We start from the raw sequence: 19,092 nt of genomic DNA on the forward strand, positions 1-19,092 counted from the left end.
CTAGCTCCTTAGCCCAGAGATGAGGAAGAGACCCTCGCCGATCACGAAGTCGAGCACGGCGATGACGACGCCCACGACCACGAGGGACGCGATCACCACGAGCGAGTAGTTGACGAGCTCCTTCTTGCTCGGCCAGGTGACGCGGCGCATCTCGGTGCGCACGGCGCGGAAGTAGTTGCGGATGCGGCCGAAGAAGCCGGGCTTCTCGTCCTTCTTCTTCTTGGCCTTCGCCTTCTCCTTGGAGGCCTTCATATCGGCCTTGGCGCGGGCGACGCTCTTCGACGCGCTCTCGGCGTCCTTGGCAGCCTTGCGCGAGACGCCCTTCTTGGGCTCGGCCGCAGCCTGAGCCTTGGCCGGAGCAGACGACGCCTGCGCGTTGCGCTGCGAAGCCTTCTTCTTGTTCTTCTTGTTGGCCATGCTCGCTACCTCCGGGCGCAGGGCGCTTAACATACAGAAACCGTAAGCCCCGAGAATACGAGGCTTACGGATTGAAGACTGGCACGCCAGGAAGGACTCGAACCCTCAACACTCGGTTTTGGAGACCGATGCTCTACCAATTGAACTACTGGCGTGTAAGGGGTTGGAGACTAACGGGTCTCCTTGTGAACCGTATGCCGACGGCACCAGGGGCAATACTTCTTGATCTCCATACGATCAGGCATGGTTGCCTTGTTCTTGGTCGTCGTATAGTTACGACGCTTGCACTCGGTGCAGGCAAGGGTGACGAGAGTACGCATGAATCTAATTACCTCCAAATACCGCCCCGTACGGGCACGATGGAATACGATAGCATCTGCGCTCTTATCCTGTCAACGGTTTATTCGCTGGGCAGCGTGAATGCAGATGCGTTCCATAACTGCTACCCACCGTTTTGGGAAGCGAACTCGTGCGTTCGCCATCGGGCGGAAGTTCGTTTCGCGAAACGGTGGAACGTAAAAACCCGGCTCCTCGTGATGAGGAGCCGGGTTCCTAGATCACACGATCCGAATACCTCGGCTACCCGAAGTTACTCGATGATGGTGGAGACGACGCCGGAGCCGACGGTGTGGCCGCCCTCGCGGATAGCGAAGCGCAGACCCTCCTCCATGGCGATCGGGTGGATGAGGTCGCCCTCGATGGTGATGTGGTCACCGGGCATGGCCATCTCGGTGCCCTCGGGGAGCTTGACGGTGCCGGTCACGTCAGTGGTACGGAAGTAGAACTGCGGACGGTAGCCATCGAAGAACGGCGTGTGGCGGCCGCCCTCCTCCTTGGTGAGGACGTAGACCTCGCCGGTGAACTTGGTGTGCGGGTGCACCGAACCGGGCTTGCAGAGAACCTGGCCGCGCTCGATGTCCTCGCGCTTGATGCCGCGCAGGAGGATACCGACGTTGTCGCCAGCCTCGCAGAAGTCCATGGTCTTGCGGAACATCTCGATGCCGGTGGCGACGGAGGACTGGGTCTCCTTGATGCCGACGATCTCGACGGGCTCGTTGAGCTTGAGCACGCCGCGCTCGACACGGCCGGTAGCGACGGTACCACGGCCGGAGATGGTCATGGTGTCCTCGATGGCCATGAGGAACGGCTTGGCGTCGTCGCGCTCGGGGGTCGGGATGTACTCGTCAACGGCGTTCATGAGCTCGCGGACGGAATCCATCCACTTCTCCTCGCCGTTGAGGGCGCCGAGAGCGGAGCCGCGGATGACGGGGATGTCATCGCCCGGGAAGTCGTACTCGGAGAGGAGCTCACGGGTCTCCATCTCGACGAGGTCGATGAGCTCGTCGTCGTCAACCATGTCGCACTTGTTCAGGAACACGACGATGTAGGGCACGCCGACCTGACGGGCGAGCAGGATGTGCTCGCGGGTCTGGGCCATGGGGCCGTCGGTGGCGGCGATGACCAGGATAGCGCCGTCCATCTGGGCAGCACCGGAGATCATGTTCTTGATGTAGTCGGCGTGGCCAGGGCAGTCGACGTGCGCATAGTGGCGGTTGGCCGTCTCGTACTCGACGTGCGCGACGGAGATGGTGATGCCGCGCTCGCGCTCCTCGGGAGCCTTGTCGATGTTCTCGAAGGCGGTGAAGTCGGCCTTGCAGCCCTCGGTCTCGGAGAGAACCTTGGTGATGGCAGCCGTCAACGTGGTCTTGCCGTGGTCGACGTGGCCGATGGTGCCGATGTTAACATGCGGCTTTGTACGCTCGAACTTTTCCTTGGCCATAAAGCCCTCCTCCTTAAGGTCGTCCCCGCTGAGGGACTTGCCCTTTAACTTAAGTGGCTCCCCCACGTACATAGAGAAGCCACCGTGTTACCTGGTAGCGGTGACTGGATTCGAACCAGTGACGCCACGGGTATGAACCGTGTGCTCTAACCAGCTGAGCTACACCGCCGTACTGGAGCCTGCGACCGGACTTGAACCGGTGACCTCCTCGTTACCAACGAGGTGCTCTACCGACTGAGCTACACAGGCACTTGACTTCTGGTGGGAGCGCAAGGATTCGAACCTTGGTAGGCAGAGCCAACGGGTTTACAGCCCGTCCCCATTAACCACTCGGGCACACTCCCACGTGAAGCAAGACCCACGAAGCCGGACGTCCATGCGGAAATTCCGCCATCGCGAGCAAACGAATATTAGTACAAGCCGTCGCCGCTCGTCAACCGAAATGCTCAAATACACGCGTCCGGGCGTATCCTATAGCTTCGACCTGCGGTTTCCTCGAAATGAGCCATGAGGAGCTTGTGAAGACCGAATGGGTTGGTTGGGGACGTGTTCCTTCCAACCCCTTTTGAGATGAAGTCGCGCTCGGTCAAAAAGGGGTTGGAAGGAACACGTCCCCAACCAACCCATCTAGCCGAGGTCGAGGGTGGCCTGCACGGTGCAGCGCTTCCGCTCGTCGCGGATGAGCGCCTGGAGCTTCGCCGCGATCTTCTCGTACTTCACCTGCGCAGCGTCCTTGCCCGCCGCCCGGTCGCGCGCGGTCGCGCTCGCGAGCACCGCTGCGCGCTCCTCGTTGCCGAGTCGCTCGGTGCGGTACGTCTCCACGACGCCCTCGAGGTCCTCGATCGTCGAGAGCCCCGCCGCGCGCGCCTCCCCCTCATAGGTATAGAAGAGCTTCACCGGTCGCCCCGCGAGGAGCAACTGCACGGCGTTGCGGAGCGTGCCCGAGCTCACCTGCAGGTTGCCGAAGCGGTTGACCTCGATGGGGTTGAAGTACGCGAGTCCCCAATCCGCCCGCTCCCCCATGACGCGATCCTTCGCCGTCTGGAGGGCGCGGCCCGTGGTACCCGGCTCGCCCGCCACCACCTCCACGGCCCAAGCGGGATCCACCGTCACGCGCGGGCGCGTCCGCACGGTGAACACGCGAACGCCCGGGTATGGCGCACCCCGCCACGAGCGCAGGTAATCGAGGGTAAGCGCGTCGACCCCGCGCTCGGAATCCCCTACGAGCACGCCGAAGCCCTGCTCGCAGATGCGGTCGATGGACTGGCAGAACGCCTCGGGCAGCCGCGCCAAGCTGCGCGAGCCCGAAATGAATACCTGCGGCATGGCTTCCTCCTTGCTAACTCCCGAATGGGTTGGTTGGGGACGGGTTCCTTCCAACCCATTTTGACGGACACGGCGCCATTCCAAAAATGGGTTGGAAGGAACCCGTCCCCAACCAACCCATTTTGCTATCAGTCGCCCTTGCCGGTCTTCACGAGCGCGAACGGGTAGACGGCCTTCGCGCCGGCGCGCACGAGCTCGGACGCGATCACCGCGAACGTCCAGCCGGAGTCGACCATATCGTCCACGAGGAGCACGGTCTTGCCCGCGATGCGCCCGGGCTTGGCCACCTCGATGGTATCGCGGATGTTCTTCGCCTGCAGCACCGAGCTGTTGAGCGTCTTCTGCGCGGCGCCCTCGGCGGTCTTGCGCACGACGCCGTCCATGAACGGCACCTTGAGCGCGTGCGCCAAGCGCTCGGCGAAATCCGGCACGAGCCGGGGATGGCGCAGGCTCGGTACGGCGACCACCGCGTCGATGCCCGTCCCCGCCGCCGCGCTGCGCAGGTAGCGCGCGGACTCCAGGAGCAGCTCGTCCGAGAAGCGACCGTCGCGGTACTTGCCCGTCGCCGCGAGCTGGCCGAGAAGAGAATAATAGTTGTCCGAAAGGATCCAACCGCGGCCGCACTGCTCCTCCGCCGCGATGCGGCTGCCATCCGGCCAGAGCTTCCGCGGCTTCACGAAGCCATGGCGGTTCTTCTCGAACAAGATCGCCTCGTCCACGAGCACCTTATCGAGCTCCACAGGAAAGAGCGGCCCGCCCGCGCAGTTCGCGCAGATGCCGCAGTGGTCCTTGGCATCCGGCGCGTCGAGCTCGTCGGCGATGAACTTCATGAGGCAGCCGTCGGTGCGCAGGAACTCCTTGAAGCTCGCGAGCTCGTCGTAGCGCGTGTTGCGCAGCTCGGCCTGGCGCTCGCGCTCCGCCTGCGCATCGAAGCTCGCCTGCTCGTCCACGCAGAAGACGGTTTGCCAGCTGCCCCGGGCGTTCTTCCGGCGCTCCGTGAAGAGGTAGCCGTGAACCTGGAGGTACTTGAGCGCCTCGTCGAGCTTGCCCGCGGTCACGTTCACCTCTGCGGCAATCGCGCGCTTGGGAGCCCCGTCGCGGCAGAGCTCGATGATCTTCTCGAGCAGGTCCGGCTCGGCGAAGGCGGAATCGATGAAGCTGCGCAGGATGCCCTCGTCCTCGGGACCGTGCAGCAGCACCGCGTAGGCGCGCTTGCCGTCGCGGCCGGCGCGGCCGATCTGCTGGTAGTAGCTGATGAGGTTCTGCGGCAGCTGGAAGTTGACGACGAAGCGGATGTCCGCCTTGTCGTAGCCCATGCCGAGCTTGATGGTGCAGCAGAGCACGCGCACGTCGCCCGCCTCGAAATCCGCGAGCGCGCGGCCGGACACCTCCGCATCGAGGCCGGAATGGTACGCGCGGGCGGAGACGCCGTGCTGCTGCAGGTACTCGGCGACATGCTCGCAATCGCGCTGCGTGAGGCAGTAGATGAGCCCCTGCCCCTCCGCGAGGCCGCCGCCCCGGCCGAGCGTCTGGGCGAGCCAGGCGAGGCGCTCCTCACGGGTCTGCTCGGGGTTCACCTGGATGGCGAGCTCCTCGCGGATGAGGTCGCCGCGCACGACGCTCAGGCTGTGTCCGAGCTGCGCGCGGATGTCCCGGATCACGCGGTCGTTCGCCGTGGCCGTGGTGCCCAGGATGGCGGCGTCCTCGGGCAGGTTCTGCAGGAAACGCGACACGCGCTGGTAGTCCGGGCGGAAGTCGTGCCCCCAGTCCGAGATGCAGTGCGCCTCGTCCACCACGAAGAGCCTGATGCCGTGCACACCGGCGAGCCGCTTCATGAACCCCTCGTTCGAGAGGCGCTCCGGCGAGATGATGAGAGCATCGTAGGTGCCGAGCTGGGAGAAGACCTCCTCCCAATCGTCGCGGTTGCCCGAATTGATGGTCGCGACGTTCAACCCAAGCCGCTTCGCCGATTCGATCTGGTTCTCCATGAGCGCCAGGAGCGGGCTGATGATGAGCGTAGGGCCGGCACCCTGCGCGCGCAGGATCTTCGTGGCCATGAAGTAGACGAGCGACTTGCCCCAACCCGTCTTCTGCACCACGAGCACGCGCTTGCCCGTCGCGGCGTCGACGATCGCCTCGAGCTGGCCCGCGCGGAACTCTGCCCCCTCGCCATACGCGTCGCGAAGGAGGGCGGTCGCTTGGCGCGCGGCAGCATCGCGCTCGGGAGAGGGAACGTCGGCCTGTGCCGGCTCCTCTACACGCACGGACTCCCCTTCTGCGACGCCTGCCGTCGCGTCTTCCCTCTTCGACTCCTCTGCACCCGGCGTGCACTCGAGGAGCTTGGTGAAGATGGGGTCGCGCAGGTCGAAGAGGTAGCAGTCGTTCGCGTTGCGCGGGTCGCCCTTGCGACGCAGGTAGTTGTGGTGCACGAGCGCGCGCTCCTCGATCTTCGCGCGCATGTCGGCGAAGCGCGCCACCCACACGCCCTCGAGCGGCTCAATCTCTACGTCGCGATAGGCAAGCTGCTCCCAATGCACGTAGAGGTAGATGTCGCACTCCGGGTAGAGCTCGCAGTAGCGGCGGTAGTCCTTCGCGTCGAACGTGATGGTGAGGCGCGGGTCGAGCCGCCGCGCAAGCGGACGGCCGGCCTCGTCCTGCGTATAGCGGGCGCAGGTAAAGAACGGCGTCATGAAGCTCTTGAGGTCGGCGGGGCGGTCGTTGTCGTAATCGTGCAGGTCGATGGCGTAGGGATTCGTCGCCTTCTCCGGGTTGATGCGCACGTCGCGCCCGGTGAGGGGCACGATGCGTGCAACGAAGTCCCCCTCGAGCTCCTCGCCCTTGCGGCACCATGCGTCCTTGTCCTCGGTGTCGATCTCTTGCGGCGTGCGGTCCGGATACGGGTCGCCGGGTCTCGGGGTGGGGACAGCCGTCTGAGCTTGCTCGCCGGGCTTGTCATCGCGTTTCAGCGGCACCGTGAGCATGCCCGCGCTGTCGAGCGCCTCGAGCACCAGCTGGATGCCGGCGCCGGAAAACCATGGGTATGCATATAAGCTCGTATCATGCCGTTCAATTCCGCGTGCAATCCCTGCCTCGGTGGGAACCGTGCAACGCCTGCCCGTGCGCTCGAATGTCTGGTACTCGAGGAGCCCGGCATCGCGGAACTTCTGAAAAAACTTGCGCGCGATGGCATCGATGCTCGCATCTGAGCTGATGAGCCCCTTTTCCTTGAGCTGGGTTATCAGAGCGGAAAGCGACCCGCCCTCAAGATCGGTATATACCGCATCTGCCATACAAAGGCTCCTCTCTCGTAAGCCTGCGAGCCAGGACGCCCGCCGTATGGGGTGCCCTAGCGTTTGCGATGATTATGTCATGTCGCCCGGACAAAACCGAACGCGACAGCTCGCCGGTTTAGGACGAAGAGGTGGTCGAGTCCTGTCCGTCCGTGGGGCTATTGGCAGGCACGAAGCGCTCGATCGGCTCGCACACCGCCTTCTGCGCCTCCCTCTCCATCGCGGCGGCGTTGTTGTTCGAGCTCTACCCGCTCACGGCGACGTCTCCGCTCGGTTTCGGCCTCTTCCTCGCGCCGCCGCTTCCGATCCTCCTCGAGCGCCCGCGCGTAGTCGCGCACAGCCTTTTCCGCCGCTGGCTCAAGAATGCCTTGGCGCTGATCGATGGCTGCGGTTATCGAGGATTGATGGCGCCGAGCGTCAGCGGAATGGGGACATGCGGCAACCCATGCATCTGCCAGCTCGGCAGCCTTTTTCAACGCTTCCAGCCTGCGATCGCGCACGGAGGAGTTATCGACCCTGGTTATTCCGTAAAGCTGGGCGGCAAGATCGTCGATGGCGGCGCCCCCCGTTGGAAGCCGGTCGAGCCCCTTCTTCTCATAGCTGAGCCGCATAAGCATACGATACCCGAAATCCCGGTACTGCTCGCTCAGGCTTCCCGTCAAGGCGCAGGCGTTCCGCCGCACTTGCAGCTCGTTGGTGAGCATGCAGTCCATTTGGAGGGCCAGAAACACACTCGACTGCAGCCTGCTCCTCTTAGAAAGACCGTTCCGCCACCGAGGATCGCACGGATCTGCCTTCGCAAAGGCGGCGTACACGTCGAACAGATTCATCGGAATGGCGAACAGCACGTTGATTAACTGCTCCAGGGAAGCGAGAGCCCGCAGCTCATCGTCTGTCGCGCATCCGTAATCAAATGCGCGCAACGCCTTCGCATCATCAAGAAGGCTTTGCTGATAATACCTTACCCATTCCTCCGCGGCACCGCTGAGCTTGGACTTGCACGATACTCTCTGAATCGACTGCGAGCCCCAGTCGCCGATGCAGGCCCCATCATAGGCGCAATACACGCCGTTATAGGTGTCGGCAATGCGTGTCGCGAGTGTGCGCAGACGATCATCGATCAGCACGCGAATGCTCTTCCGAAGCGCAGCGACCTCCTTGCCCGTAGCGAACTTTTCTCTCTCCTTGGCAGCAACGGCCAGATTGGCGGTCGCCCGCCTCGCCTTATTCTGCTCCTGCCAAGCGTCGTCGTCGATGAAACCCATAGCCACAGCCCTCCCATCTGCATGCGGGGCACGGGGCGGGGCCGCCGCCCCGTGCGGGCCACGCACTCTCCCGTGCCCTCTCGGCCATCTTAGCGCTTCGCGGGTACCGCTCCCCGCCCGACCGGCACCACCGGCCGGGCAGCGGCACGCCGCCACCCCGTATACGCGAGGATATCCCGCGCGGGCGTGCCGTCCTCGCCGCAGAGCGCCCCGGCGACGACCTCGCCGTCCTTATAGAAGTAGATGCGCACGACGAATACGCCCCGCCGGGCCAATAAGAAGGCTCGTCGATGGCGAAACGTATGCGTGCGAGGCCTGTCGACTCGGCATTGACGGCTTCGTACTTCTCGCGCGAGGTGAACATGGCGCCCTCGGCCTTGCGCCCGAAGACGACGCTTGCGGTATCGGGCATGTGCGCGCCCCTTCCCAACGGATACGGAACTTGTTCGGGTATTGAAAACGTGTTGCGAACACCGGCTGGGAAAACCGCCATTCAACGCGCTCGCGTCGCTCAGTCAACGAGACGGAACCCGCCGTTCTTGCCTCCCCGGCGAGCGGCTCTTTCTTTCCTCACTGCTGCATACATGCTGGAAATATCCCAGTCGATCCAATCGCGCCGCCGTTCGAACAGCGCGGCCTCATGCGACACGATCTGATACGGAATGTGGCGGTCGTCTCCGACCCAGCTGCGGTACTCGTCGATCTGCTCCTCGCTCTTGAAGAACACGCGCATGATGTAGCGGGGCGGAATCGCCCCGAACACGAACACCTCTGCGTTAGGGTCGCTGACTTCCCAGGGCTTCAAGTCCCATTTGGTGCGGGAGTAGCCTCCCCCTGGGCTCGGGCGGCCGTCTTCGAACATGCTTTCCAACGCCCGCGCGCCGTAGGACGTCTCCCATTTGATGCGAAACAGACCGCCGACCGCGCCGGTCGGGAAGAACGAGCAGTTCAGCTCATACAGCACGCTGGGATCGAGTTCCAGCAGCACGAACGTGTCTCCCGGGCTCGTCTCGCCCCGTTCCCGTTTATGCTGCTCAAGGGTGTGAAGCACCTCGAAATTGACTCCGGAAATGTACACGGAAACGGTATCGGCGAGTTCCTGACAACACAGCCTGCTATTGACGGCAGCGTCGATCTTCCGACGGGCGAGCTCGTTCCTGGACAGGATCCCGTGCTCGAAAATGCTGTCGAGGTTCCTCGCTTGGGTGAGGTGGTACAGCTTCTTGATCCCCCGGTCTTGGACAACCTTCTTGATGGATGCGGCGCGATGCTTCGCTTCGATGAGCTCGCGACCCCGGCGCCCGGCTTCACGCCAGCGCTCCATATCCTGGGATGGCTGCCCGTGCGAGATGGTTTCCTCTGACATAGCTACCTCCTGGCTAGGCGAATCATGGGATTACCCGTTGCGGTACGGGGCAGACTAGATTCACTCAAGCGGCATGCTTGCGAACTCGTCGAATGCGCGCTCGGACTCCGCATGGGGCATGCAGGGAATCGGGGTGCTGTTGATCGGCCGCGTCGTCATCGCTCATCATCTCGCTATCGATGCATGGCGGTAAACGTCTTGAAGGCTCGCGCGCTTTCCTCATCGCTCGGCAGCGTGGGGTCATCGTCGACGGCAGGGAAGATTGGCATCGCGTTGCGCAGCTCATCGAGGTCGATGTTGAGGTTGTCGTCGCCGACACCGTGGAAGTGCGCCTCGCAGACGATGCTCTCGGGCAGAAACGGCGCGCAGTGGATGGCGCGCGTCAGCTCGTCGCAGGCGTTCTGGTTGCGCGGTACGTCGAGTACGCCGAGGGTATAGTCGTCAACGTGATAGCCGTTGGTCTGCTTGTGTGACTCGGCGATGAGGCGCTCCGCGGCGATGCGCTCGTCGGGCGTCAGCCGGTGGCGCCAGGACGCGTTAACGCCGAGCCTTTTGGCGAGCATCCAGGCCACATAGGCGATGGTTTCGGACTCGCCGTAGATGTGACCTGCGGTCGGCGTCTCGGGCAGCTTGGCGAATGCGGTGAGCTCGGGGCTTGGTGTCCCGATCGCGTACCCGAGGTCGTGTTCCAGGTGCTGCGCCCAGCAGGACATCATGGGCATCTGGTACATCTCCCGCATGATGTCGTCGCATTCGTCCTGGTCATAGGGCGCCTCGAAGGCGATGATGGGCTCGTCCTTGTACGCCTCGCGCGTGCGCTTCGTCTGGCAGGCGCGCAGGGCGATACCCGCGGGATCGAGCGAGCCTGCGGGGAGCTCGCGGCGGGTGTAGCCAGCGGCGCCGAAGAGCTTCTGGTTATCGTCGAGCACGCGCTGGACGAAGGCCGCCTCACGAGGGTGCAGTCCGATGACACCACGGCCGGGTTGCATGTTCACGAAGCCGGGATAAAGTGTGTCGAGCATGATGTTTCCTCTCTGTGCTGGGGCGGCGCTCCGCCCATTGCTCAAATACTGATACTCGCGTGTTGGAATATTTGATTGTGAAATGCGGAATCGCGATGCGCTCCCTGGCCTCTTATAAGACAGAACTTGAACTTGATGCGCCCGAATGCGCGGCCGATTCGAAACGGCAGCTTTCATTCGGGCGCAGTGCCGAAACCAGTCCGAGCAGGGAGCTCGCTTTGCTAATTAGGCCGGTCTTCAATCTCATCTGCGAGCAGTCGCGCACGCCAGTCGGCCGACATATGAAAGAGACGCATGAGCGTGACCACGCGCGCCGCTTCATCAACGGAGTAGACCGCGATGTAACCCCCGATCGCCGTACAGCGGTACTCGGAGCCCTCCACGCGCCCGCCCAGGAGCGGAAAGGTTTCCAGCGTGTCGAGCTTCGAGAGGTACGTGCTGTAGAGCCTGGCGGCACTCGAGCGTCCGACTTCGCGGAGCCTCCAGCTGAGAGCGGTGTCTAGATCATCCTCGAAGCGCCTTGTTGCCAAGATCTCGTATCTATGCAAGACCGTACCTCGCACCCAAATCGCCCGCGACGTCCCGCGCCGGCCTCACGCGGCTGGCGGCGACGTCGGCCTCAGCCTCTGCGAGCCGGGCGCGGAAGTCCCCCTCGTCCGTCACCTCGAGCGGATCCGTCGGCACGGCGGACACCCAGGCGCGCCGCCCGTCGAATGACCAGTACACGCGCGCGCCGTCCGCAATGCCCAGAGCCGTCCGTACCTCCTTGGGGACGGTCGTTTGCCCGCCCTTCGTGAGTTTCGTGCTCATCATCGTGACCATGCGGCACCTCCGAATCATTAATTTCAATGATTATATTGATTTTAACACGACGCGCGTCGCGCCATGCCTGGTCTAGAAGAGATGCCCCTGTCCACCTGCGGGATCAGCGGCCGTCTCGCTTGCCACCCCCTGGAACACGATCTCGCGGAAACCGTCCTCGGATTCCAAGGCGTCCCGCAGCAACCCCTGCCGGGATAGCGAGACGAAGATCGCCGCCGCCTCTGCCTGGCAATTGATTGATCGCTTGGGGTTGAACTCGATACATGCGCGTTTCCTTCCCTCTCGACGTCGACCTGCAATGGCGAAACAAGCCGGGTCGCGCGCAAGCGCGCCGCTCGGGCTCGACCCGGCACGCCCTCCCCTACGCCACCTTACGCGGCTCGACGATCGCGTCGGCGAAGCCCAGCTCGACGGCGCGCTCGGCGGTGAGAAACGTGTCCTTGGCGGTGAGCGTCTGCACGCGCTTCACGGAAAGGCCGCTGCGGTCGGCGAGGATCTGGCTGAGCGTGCGGCGGAGCCCCATGAGGCGGCGGCTCGTCTCCTGCACGGAGAGCGCCGAGCCGCCGGCGTTCTGGATGAGCGGGTCGTGGATCATGAGCTCGGCGTGGGGGAACATCTCGCGGCGGTCACCGGAAACGAAGATAATCGCGCCCATGGACGCGGCGGTATCGAGGCACACGGTGCGCACGGGGCATGCGATGGTGCGCATGGTGTCAACGATGGCGAGGCCGGCGGAGACGCTGCCGCCCGGACTCGCCACATAGAGCGTGACCTCGGCGGAGGTGTCATCGTGCTCGAGTTGGAGCAGCTGCTGGCAGATGTCGAACGCCATGGCGGCATCGATCGCTCCGGTCACGGAGAGCTCGCGGCGGGAGAGCATCTCGTCGTAGATACTCGTGAGCGCGATGCCGCGCGCCGTCTCGCGCATGGTGCGGGGACTGATGATGCGTTGTTCCATGAAGATTCCTCTCTCTTGGGCTACACGGTTTGAACAGACTAGACAGGTGCTGGGGCGGGGCTAGAACGGAATTTCCTCGTCGAGCGTGAACGAACACGCCTCCCCCATGGAAACGGGATCGACGGGTTCACGCGCGGGCGCTGCTTCCGGAGCCCTCTGCCCCGACGTCTCGAACGGAGCGGCAGCCGCAGAGACGAGCTCTGCGTAGCGCGGGTGTTCCTCTAGGCGGTAGCTCTCAACTTCCTCGGCACGCCGACCGCGTACGAAGAGCCAGGCGCGACCGGAGGGCAGCTCGAGCAGGGTCTTCGGCATCCGATCCGCACGCTCGGAGAAGCAGCGCGCCGTGTCGAGGTCCTGGAAGCCCAACGCGAGCTGCACGTCGCAGTTGCCCATGATGGACATGGCGCGCGACCGGCCGTAGCGTGCCTCGAGCTGATTCACAGACTGCAGCAGCAGCGTGACCCAGATCTCTCGACTGCGTGCGACGGCGAGCAGGTCGTCGATGTTGTTGATGTAGAGGTTCGCGAAGTCGTCGAGGAAGAGCCGTACGGGAACGGGCATGCGGCCGCCCGGGCAACGGTCCGCTTCGCGCAGGAGCGCCTTGAAGGCCTGGTCGACGAAGAGGCTCGTGAGTGGATCGAGCGCGCGGTCGATGTCGCTCATGGTCACGAAGAGCGCGCGGCGCTCGTGGCCGAAGCGGGCGAAATCGACCTGGCGGGAGGCGGTGTAGAGTCTGAGCGCCCCGTCGAACCCCAGGCACATGAGCTTCTCGGCAATGATGCCGATGATGCTCGCGTTCATCTTCTCGGCATCGCGCGTGGAGGCGTAGCGCAGGTACATCGAGGATGCGAGGCTATCGGGGTCGCTCACCTCGAGGTCATCGAGCAAGCGGAATGTCGCACCGTCATTCAGGTGCTCGGCAAGCTCGACCAGCGCAGCGAACGTCTGCTCCTCGCGCGGCAGCTCTTCCATCACGTATGCGATGAGCGCGGCAAGGAGGTTTGCCGCGGCGCGGTCCCAGAACGGCTCCTTCCCGTTCTCGACAGGGCAGAGTGCGACAGCGATGGAGAGGATGTCCTGCTGGTTGGGGCGGCCGTGGGAGTCTCGACGGATGAACGAGAGCGGGTTGTAGCCCACGTGCGCGGCTCCGGCGGGAAGCGGTCGCGGCTCTTCGCAGATGTTCGCGAAGTCGAGGCACTCGACCGTATAGCCTGCACCAGCGAGCATCGTGCCCATCTCGCGGCAGAGCGTGCCCTTGGTGTCGAGCACGATGAAGCTCGAGCCCATCTGAAGCAGGTTGGGCTTGAGCACGTGGCGCGTCTTGCCCGCGCCTGATGGGCCGATGACGAGCATGTTGTTGTTGATGCCTGTCTGGAAGGAGTCGGTCTCGATGGTGCGGTTGCGGCCGACGATGGTCTGGCTCTGGTAAGCGGTGCGGTCGATGACGTTCGGCAAGTCCGTGGACATGAGCAGCATCCCTTCTGAAACGTATTGGTTTTGGTCTGGCGCGCCCTTGCATCAGGCGGCAGCGAGGCGGGCAGAGAGCGTGGGATTGCGGCGTGCCTGTGTGCGAGCACACGCTGCCCCGGTTCCATAGCACCTCGCAAGCGCCAGGGGTTCGAAGAACAGGGGCAGGGCCAAGCGCTGCAAGCGTTCCTCGGGACTCTCCGGATCCTCATCCCACCAGGGATAGTCCTCGTCCTCGCAGGCCTCATCGATACACGCTCGCTTCTTCGCGAAGTGCTCGCACATGACCTCGGCAGAGCAGTCGCGCGATTCCCCGAGCGCCCCGGTCGCCCGTGCGGAATACTGCTTGAAGTCCGGCGCTGCCGGGCCCTTGGAGAGTTCAGGCGACGACCTGACGGCTTCGAGGATGTCGCCCGCCGTGGAAAAGCAGAAGGCATAGAACAGCGCACGCGCTTCGGCAGCATTGAGGTCGTTGCCACAGTACTTCCGTGCCATGTGAGCGAAATCGTATCGGGGCGAGCGCCGGCGCTGCGAACGAGATGTCTCCCTGCCCGTATCGTCAGACGCTTGGCCGGTCTCTTTCTGCTCACGGGCTTTGCTGTTCCACATCGTGTACTTGCGGATCGGGTCGAGCAGGCCGTCTACGAGCGCCTCTCGACTCGCGGTGAGGGCGACGAGGGCGTTGTGATCCTGCGCGTTGCGGGCGGTGGCGTCGAGGATCATCGCGAGGCGCGCGATGCCGCCGACATCGCCTGTCCATTCGGGCAGCTCCGCGCCATAGCTCTCGAGGTACAACCCGGTCATCCCCGACGTAGCGATGCGGTGGCACATGCGGCGCGCCTTCGCGTCTCCGCAGTAGCGCTCCCAGGGGGCACGCGCAAGGACGGAGAGGCTGGCAGCGATCAGTTCGGGCGGAACCATGCTGTCAAGCGCCGCATCGATGCGGCCGGCAAGTACGGTAGTTCGCGTGTTCATGCTACGCCTCCACGCACGTCTCGGAACCGAATAGATCCTGGCAGCGGCGCACCTCTTCGCGGTGCTCCTCCTCATACGCCCAGACGCGCTGCAGGGAGGAAAGATAGGTTGCGAGCATCTCCTCATCGCTCGGGCGGCCGTACCGCTCGTACTCGACGCCTCCCTCATGCGCGAGCAGCGCGTCGAGTTCGCCGGAAAGCGCCATACCGAGCGCCGCCCGCGCGTCCTGCGCTGCGTAGATGAGCGTCGCGTATTCTGGGTTCGAATCGAAAAAAGTGTGCTGCGCGGTAGGGTGTGCCATGTGGTTCCTCTCCTATCTGATACGTGTCATTTCCATCGTGATGTGCTCGAGGGTGGGGCGCCGTATGCGCACTGCGTCCCGCAGATTGCTCTGCAGTGCTTTCTAGCAGCGGGGAAGTCGGTAGTCGGCCATGATGGCGAGCGGACAGAGCAGCTTGTTGTACGCCCCGATGGCAAGCAGCGCGCCATATTCATCGTCGGTGCGCGCCCCGGCGGCCATATCGCGCACGACAGCCGCGATGGGCTGGCCGCCGTCTGCGCTCACATGCGCCGTCTTGATGGGACAGATGGTGTCGCAGGCGATGGTCTTGAAATAGGCCAGGCGCTCCTGACGCGGCATCTCGCGCTTCTCGGGCTCGTTTCCGTCGCCCCCGGTGAGATCGATCATGGAGACCGTTTTCGAGATGCCGAAGAGCTCCTCATCGTCGTAGAAGAACCAGACGGCGGCTTCAAGCTCGCAAAACGGGATCTCGAGCAAGACGGAAACCGTCGCGCGCGCCTCGTCCTCCGTCATGCCCATGAGCTCGAAGCGATCGGTGGCGTCTTCCCGTGCGTCATCTGGCAGCTTGAGCATGCCGGCGAACAGGGGCTGTGCGTAGTATCCCTCACCGAAGCTCGGCGCCTCTTCGTATGCGTCGGCGCGATGCGCGTCGACGCCGTGCCGCTCGAGCACGTCGATCGCTGTGACGACGAGCTCGGTCAGGCAAGGCATGATGCAGGCGAGGCCCTCCTTGATCTTGCCTGCGCGCTCGGACGCATCGGGCGCGGCGCCGATGGCGTCCTCGTCGGGATTGAGGCCCTCGGCAGGCGGCTCATAGGGCTGCTCCCAGGGCACGACGTTCGACCCGTCGTCGCCTTTGGCATCCATGAGCTTGGGCTGGTATTCCTCGAGGTCGAAGTAGTCTCCTGTGATGAGATGGGCTGCGGTGCCGAGCGTCTTGCCCCGATAATCCCAGAGATCCGGCACGAACCTCCCCAGGTAGCCATCGATGCACGCACGAGTCGCCTCCGCCGTGCGCCCGAATCCCCCTACCAGGTGTGCGAGCGGTATCCGGGCGAACGTCGCGAACGCGCCGAGGATGCAATCATGGTAGGGGCGGCGGAGCCGGTTGAGCTCTTCCTCGCGAGCCCTGTCTTCCTGTGCCATGCGCTTCAACTCCGCTTGCAGGGCGGGGTTTTCGGCCGACATCTCGGCAAGATCCGTCTCCAGCTCTTCCAACAGATCTTCGAATGTCGGAAGTTCTTCGTCCATGTGACCTCCCTTGCTTGATAGCCTGTGTTGTCGTTGCGTGCGGTCGCTGTCCTGCGCACCGGCCGACACCGCCTGCGATGCAGAGGTGTCCAGCCGGCCATGCTCGTCCGGTAGCCGACGCATGTGCGCCGGCGCGGCTCCGTCTGCCGCCGCTCTCGTTCCTTGTGGCTGCTGCCACCGGACGTGTTGCCACACCGCCCTCCCCGCAAGGTCATCGCCCCGGCAGGCTCGCTTCCGCAGGTCATCGCGCGCTCGGGGCGCGCTCGCCACGGGACGGGGCTGCGCCGGGCGCACCCCGCCGAAGGGTGGACGGCGTGTATGCAGTTATCAAGGTTCCAGGCCCCATCGATTCCGCTCGACGCAGGAACAACCACGCCGAAACGGGATGGGGGGTCAGTACCCCGGGACGCAACGCCTCGAATAGAGACAGCTCCGCCAAGGGTCTGCTGAACCACATGCACTACGCGCTATAAAGTTGTTAGACAGTGTTCCTCATGCTTGCCGTTACCTCTTACTCGCTACAACTCGCATCTGATGTGCTCGGCGCTCCGGAACAGGCTCTACCTTTCACCCGGAGCAAATACGGAAGAAAAAGTGTGTACGCGTACTATACACCCACCGCGCGTGAAGGTGCTCGAGAACTTCTAAAATATTTTTCCGCGCGTGAGATTCCCCGGCTGTCGCCCCGCACCTGGCTTTTATCCCTTGCGCACCTCATAGGGCGTGTCCTCGCCGCGGCTGAACGCGAGCAATGCCTCGGTCGTGCTGCGCACCATGTGCTCAACATCTTCCGCCGTATAGAACGCCATATGTGGCGAGACGATCACGTTCGGCAGCGCCATGAGCACCGCGCGGTCGCGGTTGGGCAGCACCTCGCGGCTCGCATCGCGGTAGTAGAGGTTCGATTCATGCTCGATGGTGTCAAGCGCCGCACCGCCCAGATGCCCGGACTCAATGACGTTCACGAGCGCCGCCGTGTCGACGAGCATGCCGCGGGCGGCGTTCACCAAGATGGCACCCGTCTTCATGCCGGCAAGCTCCCCAGCGCCGATCATGTGCCTGTTCTCGGACAAGCCGGGCGCGTGCAGCGTCACGATGTCCGCACGCGCGAGGAGCTCGTCAAGCTCGACATATTCGGCAAGATTACGCACGTCGTCACGCGGATACGGGTCGCATGCGAGGATTCGGCAGCCAAAACCCGTAAGCTCGCGGATCACGCATGAGCCGATGGCACCGGTGCCCACCACGCCCACGGTACACGACGCAAGCGAACGCCCGAGCTTGCCCTCGAGGCCGAAATCCTGCGCTGCGGCCTGCCGGAACACGAACTTCGCCCGACGGAGCGCCATGAGCATGAGCATGATGGTGTAGTCCGCCACGCCCTCCGGCGGGTAGGCCGCGTGGGCGAGGCGCATACCGAGCGATCGCGCGTGCTCAACGTCGATGTGGTCGTAGCCGATGGAGCGCGTCGCAATCGCACGGATGCCCAGCTCATGATACCGGTTGAGGAGCTCGGGCGTCATGGGGTTCGTGATGATGGAAAGCATGTCTGCCCCACTTGCGAGGTGCGCGTTCTCGAGTGTGGGGTACTCGGCCGTCCAGCCGAACTCGAACCCGAGCTCCCGGCTGAGCCCTTCAAGGTATCTCAGCTCGTCAAACGGGCGGAGCGCGAACGCGAAGAGCTTCATGGCCATTCCTCTCGAAGTGATAACCTGAGTCCAAACATAGATTATCACTTCGCCCAGGCGCAACTGCCACGCAAGCGTGACAGTTTCCCCTGGCACCACTGTCACGCAAGTGTGACACTTTCCCCTGGCACGGCTGTCACGCAAGTGTGACACTTTCCCCTGGCACCACTGTCACGCGACAGCAAAAAGCCCGGTACCCACCGAAAAAAGGCACCGAGCTTGCTGCGAACACTGGAGCCAGCGACAGGAATCGAACCCGCAACCCGCTGATTACAAATCAGCTGCTCTACCGTTGAGCCACGCTGGCATCTAGCTTGTTCAGGATACTGAAAGCGCTGCAGCCGCGCAAGCAGCCAATGATTCCTCTGAGGAAAATTCACCTCATGCGGTTGCGCAGCGCCTCGAGCTTGGCCAGCGTATCCGGCGAAAGTCTGCTGCCGAGGGTCAGCTTGACCTGCGGCGCCTCCTCGGCCTCTTTGACGTCGGCATCGAAGAGGCGCATCTCTTCCACGAACATGCGCGCCGAGATGCGGGTGACGCCCTTGCCCATGACCGTCGCCTGGATGGTGCCGTCGCTCGTCACCACGGAGCAGGCGCGCCCGGCCTCGCGCGCCTCGGTGCACAGGCGCTGCACCACCGTGTCAGCCGAGACACCCGTGGGCGAGAACTCGATGCGCACGCCCGCCTGCGGTAAGTTGGGGCGATCGGCCGAAACGTTGCCCGCGCCGTCGAACACGATCACCGGCTCATAGCGGCGCTGGGCGAATGCCGCGACGTCCGCGATGAGCGCCGTGCGGGCACGGTCGTACACATCGCTTGAATACGGATCGTCCGAGTGGTCGAAGATGAGGTGCTCATAGCGCGGAGCAGCGTGGATGACGTTGTAGCCGTCGACGACGAGCAGCTCGCGCTGGCCGCGCGCGTTCGTCCCGCGCGCCGGATCGACAACGCTTGCCGGTGCGAACGCGGAGGCAAAGGCGTTGCCCGCGCCGTACGTCGCCACGTTCACCGCCGCGCGCGCCGAGCCCTCGCCGAAGCGCTTGGCTTTCGCCTTCTTCCGACTCTTCTTGCTCATCTCGTCCTTTCACGCCAAAGTAAAAACGCCCCAAGGGTTATGTTGCATGCGACAAATCACGCGAAAAAGCGCATCCTTTCACACATGTA

The 19,092-nt window shown here is 63.8% G+C and carries 19 protein-coding genes and 5 tRNA genes; all 24 read right to left on the reverse strand.

Going from position 1 to position 19,092, the window contains the following annotated elements:
- The gene (gene secE, locus B5G02_RS01690; RefSeq protein ID WP_094334938.1) at positions 1-417 is read right to left on the reverse strand and encodes a preprotein translocase subunit SecE; all 417 of its coding nucleotides are present in this window, start codon (positions 415-417) and stop codon (positions 1-3) included.
- 79 nt (positions 418-496) lie between these two features.
- A tRNA-Trp gene (locus tag B5G02_RS01695) sits at positions 497-572 on the reverse strand.
- A gap of 15 nt (positions 573-587) precedes the next feature.
- A complete protein-coding gene (gene rpmG / locus B5G02_RS01700; RefSeq protein ID WP_019127809.1) occupies positions 588-737 on the reverse strand; it encodes a 50S ribosomal protein L33 in 150 nt (49 codons plus the stop codon).
- 269 nt (positions 738-1,006) lie between these two features.
- Positions 1,007-2,197, reverse strand: a complete 1,191-nt coding sequence (gene tuf / locus B5G02_RS01705) for an elongation factor Tu (RefSeq protein WP_019239716.1) — start codon at positions 2,195-2,197, stop codon at positions 1,007-1,009.
- A 92-nt stretch (positions 2,198-2,289) separates the two neighbouring features.
- Positions 2,290-2,366, reverse strand: a tRNA-Met gene (locus B5G02_RS01710).
- Positions 2,367-2,370: 4 nt separating this feature from the next.
- Positions 2,371-2,446, reverse strand: a tRNA-Thr gene (locus tag B5G02_RS01715).
- Between the two features lie 10 nt (positions 2,447-2,456).
- Positions 2,457-2,541: transfer RNA gene (locus tag B5G02_RS01720), tRNA-Tyr, on the reverse strand.
- Positions 2,542-2,824: 283 nt separating this feature from the next.
- Positions 2,825-3,523, reverse strand: coding sequence for a hypothetical protein (locus B5G02_RS01725; RefSeq protein WP_094334939.1), 699 nt, complete (start codon positions 3,521-3,523; stop codon positions 2,825-2,827).
- 128 nt (positions 3,524-3,651) lie between these two features.
- Positions 3,652-6,813, reverse strand: a complete 3,162-nt coding sequence (locus tag B5G02_RS01730; RefSeq protein WP_094334940.1) for a RecQ family ATP-dependent DNA helicase — start codon at positions 6,811-6,813, stop codon at positions 3,652-3,654.
- 158 nt (positions 6,814-6,971) lie between these two features.
- Positions 6,972-8,078 carry a hypothetical protein gene (locus B5G02_RS01735; RefSeq protein ID WP_241146125.1) on the reverse strand — a complete coding sequence of 369 codons (1,107 nt, stop codon included), beginning with the start codon at positions 8,076-8,078 and terminating at the stop codon, positions 6,972-6,974.
- 89 nt (positions 8,079-8,167) lie between these two features.
- Complete coding sequence (locus B5G02_RS01740; protein WP_094334941.1) at positions 8,168-8,353, reverse strand: hypothetical protein; 186 nt, start codon at positions 8,351-8,353, stop codon at positions 8,168-8,170.
- A gap of 236 nt (positions 8,354-8,589) precedes the next feature.
- On the reverse strand, positions 8,590-9,444 hold the full coding sequence (locus B5G02_RS01745; protein WP_094334942.1) for a DarT ssDNA thymidine ADP-ribosyltransferase family protein: 855 nt from the start codon (positions 9,442-9,444) through the stop codon (positions 8,590-8,592).
- A gap of 173 nt (positions 9,445-9,617) precedes the next feature.
- Positions 9,618-10,466: a hypothetical protein gene (locus B5G02_RS01750; protein WP_094334943.1), complete on the reverse strand. Its 849-nt coding sequence runs from the start codon at positions 10,464-10,466 to the stop codon at positions 9,618-9,620.
- A 221-nt stretch (positions 10,467-10,687) separates the two neighbouring features.
- Entirely contained in the window at positions 10,688-11,014 is a 327-nt protein-coding gene (locus tag B5G02_RS01755) for a type II toxin-antitoxin system RelE/ParE family toxin (protein ID WP_019239723.1), read from the reverse strand.
- Entirely contained in the window at positions 11,007-11,288 is a 282-nt protein-coding gene (locus tag B5G02_RS01760) for an AbrB/MazE/SpoVT family DNA-binding domain-containing protein (RefSeq protein WP_094334944.1), read from the reverse strand. The genes B5G02_RS01755 and B5G02_RS01760 overlap by 8 nt, the downstream gene beginning before the upstream one ends.
- Before the next feature lie 72 nt (positions 11,289-11,360).
- Complete coding sequence (locus B5G02_RS10280) at positions 11,361-11,588, reverse strand: DarT1-associated NADAR antitoxin family protein (protein ID WP_428843240.1); 228 nt, start codon at positions 11,586-11,588, stop codon at positions 11,361-11,363.
- 61 nt (positions 11,589-11,649) lie between these two features.
- Positions 11,650-12,246 carry a ClpP family protease gene (locus B5G02_RS01770; protein ID WP_094334945.1) on the reverse strand — a complete coding sequence of 199 codons (597 nt, stop codon included), beginning with the start codon at positions 12,244-12,246 and terminating at the stop codon, positions 11,650-11,652.
- A gap of 60 nt (positions 12,247-12,306) precedes the next feature.
- The gene (locus B5G02_RS01775; RefSeq protein ID WP_094334946.1) at positions 12,307-13,713 is read right to left on the reverse strand and encodes a VirD4-like conjugal transfer protein, CD1115 family; all 1,407 of its coding nucleotides are present in this window, start codon (positions 13,711-13,713) and stop codon (positions 12,307-12,309) included.
- A gap of 51 nt (positions 13,714-13,764) precedes the next feature.
- Positions 13,765-14,688, reverse strand: coding sequence for a hypothetical protein (locus B5G02_RS01780; protein WP_094334947.1), 924 nt, complete (start codon positions 14,686-14,688; stop codon positions 13,765-13,767).
- 1 nt (position 14,689) lies between these two features.
- Positions 14,690-14,989: a hypothetical protein gene (locus B5G02_RS01785; RefSeq protein WP_094334948.1), complete on the reverse strand. Its 300-nt coding sequence runs from the start codon at positions 14,987-14,989 to the stop codon at positions 14,690-14,692.
- 102 nt (positions 14,990-15,091) lie between these two features.
- Positions 15,092-16,240: a hypothetical protein gene (locus B5G02_RS01790; RefSeq protein ID WP_094334949.1), complete on the reverse strand. Its 1,149-nt coding sequence runs from the start codon at positions 16,238-16,240 to the stop codon at positions 15,092-15,094.
- 698 nt (positions 16,241-16,938) lie between these two features.
- On the reverse strand, positions 16,939-17,928 hold the full coding sequence (locus B5G02_RS01795) for a D-isomer specific 2-hydroxyacid dehydrogenase family protein (protein ID WP_094334950.1): 990 nt from the start codon (positions 17,926-17,928) through the stop codon (positions 16,939-16,941).
- A gap of 232 nt (positions 17,929-18,160) precedes the next feature.
- A tRNA-Thr gene (locus tag B5G02_RS01800) sits at positions 18,161-18,235 on the reverse strand.
- 69 nt (positions 18,236-18,304) lie between these two features.
- Positions 18,305-19,003, reverse strand: a complete 699-nt coding sequence (locus B5G02_RS01805; RefSeq protein WP_094334951.1) for an NYN domain-containing protein — start codon at positions 19,001-19,003, stop codon at positions 18,305-18,307.
- Positions 19,004-19,092: the final 89 nt, after the last annotated feature.

Origin of the sequence: [Collinsella] massiliensis, from assembly GCF_002161605.1 — a bacterium.
Lineage (GTDB): Bacteria > Actinomycetota > Coriobacteriia > Coriobacteriales > Coriobacteriaceae > Enorma.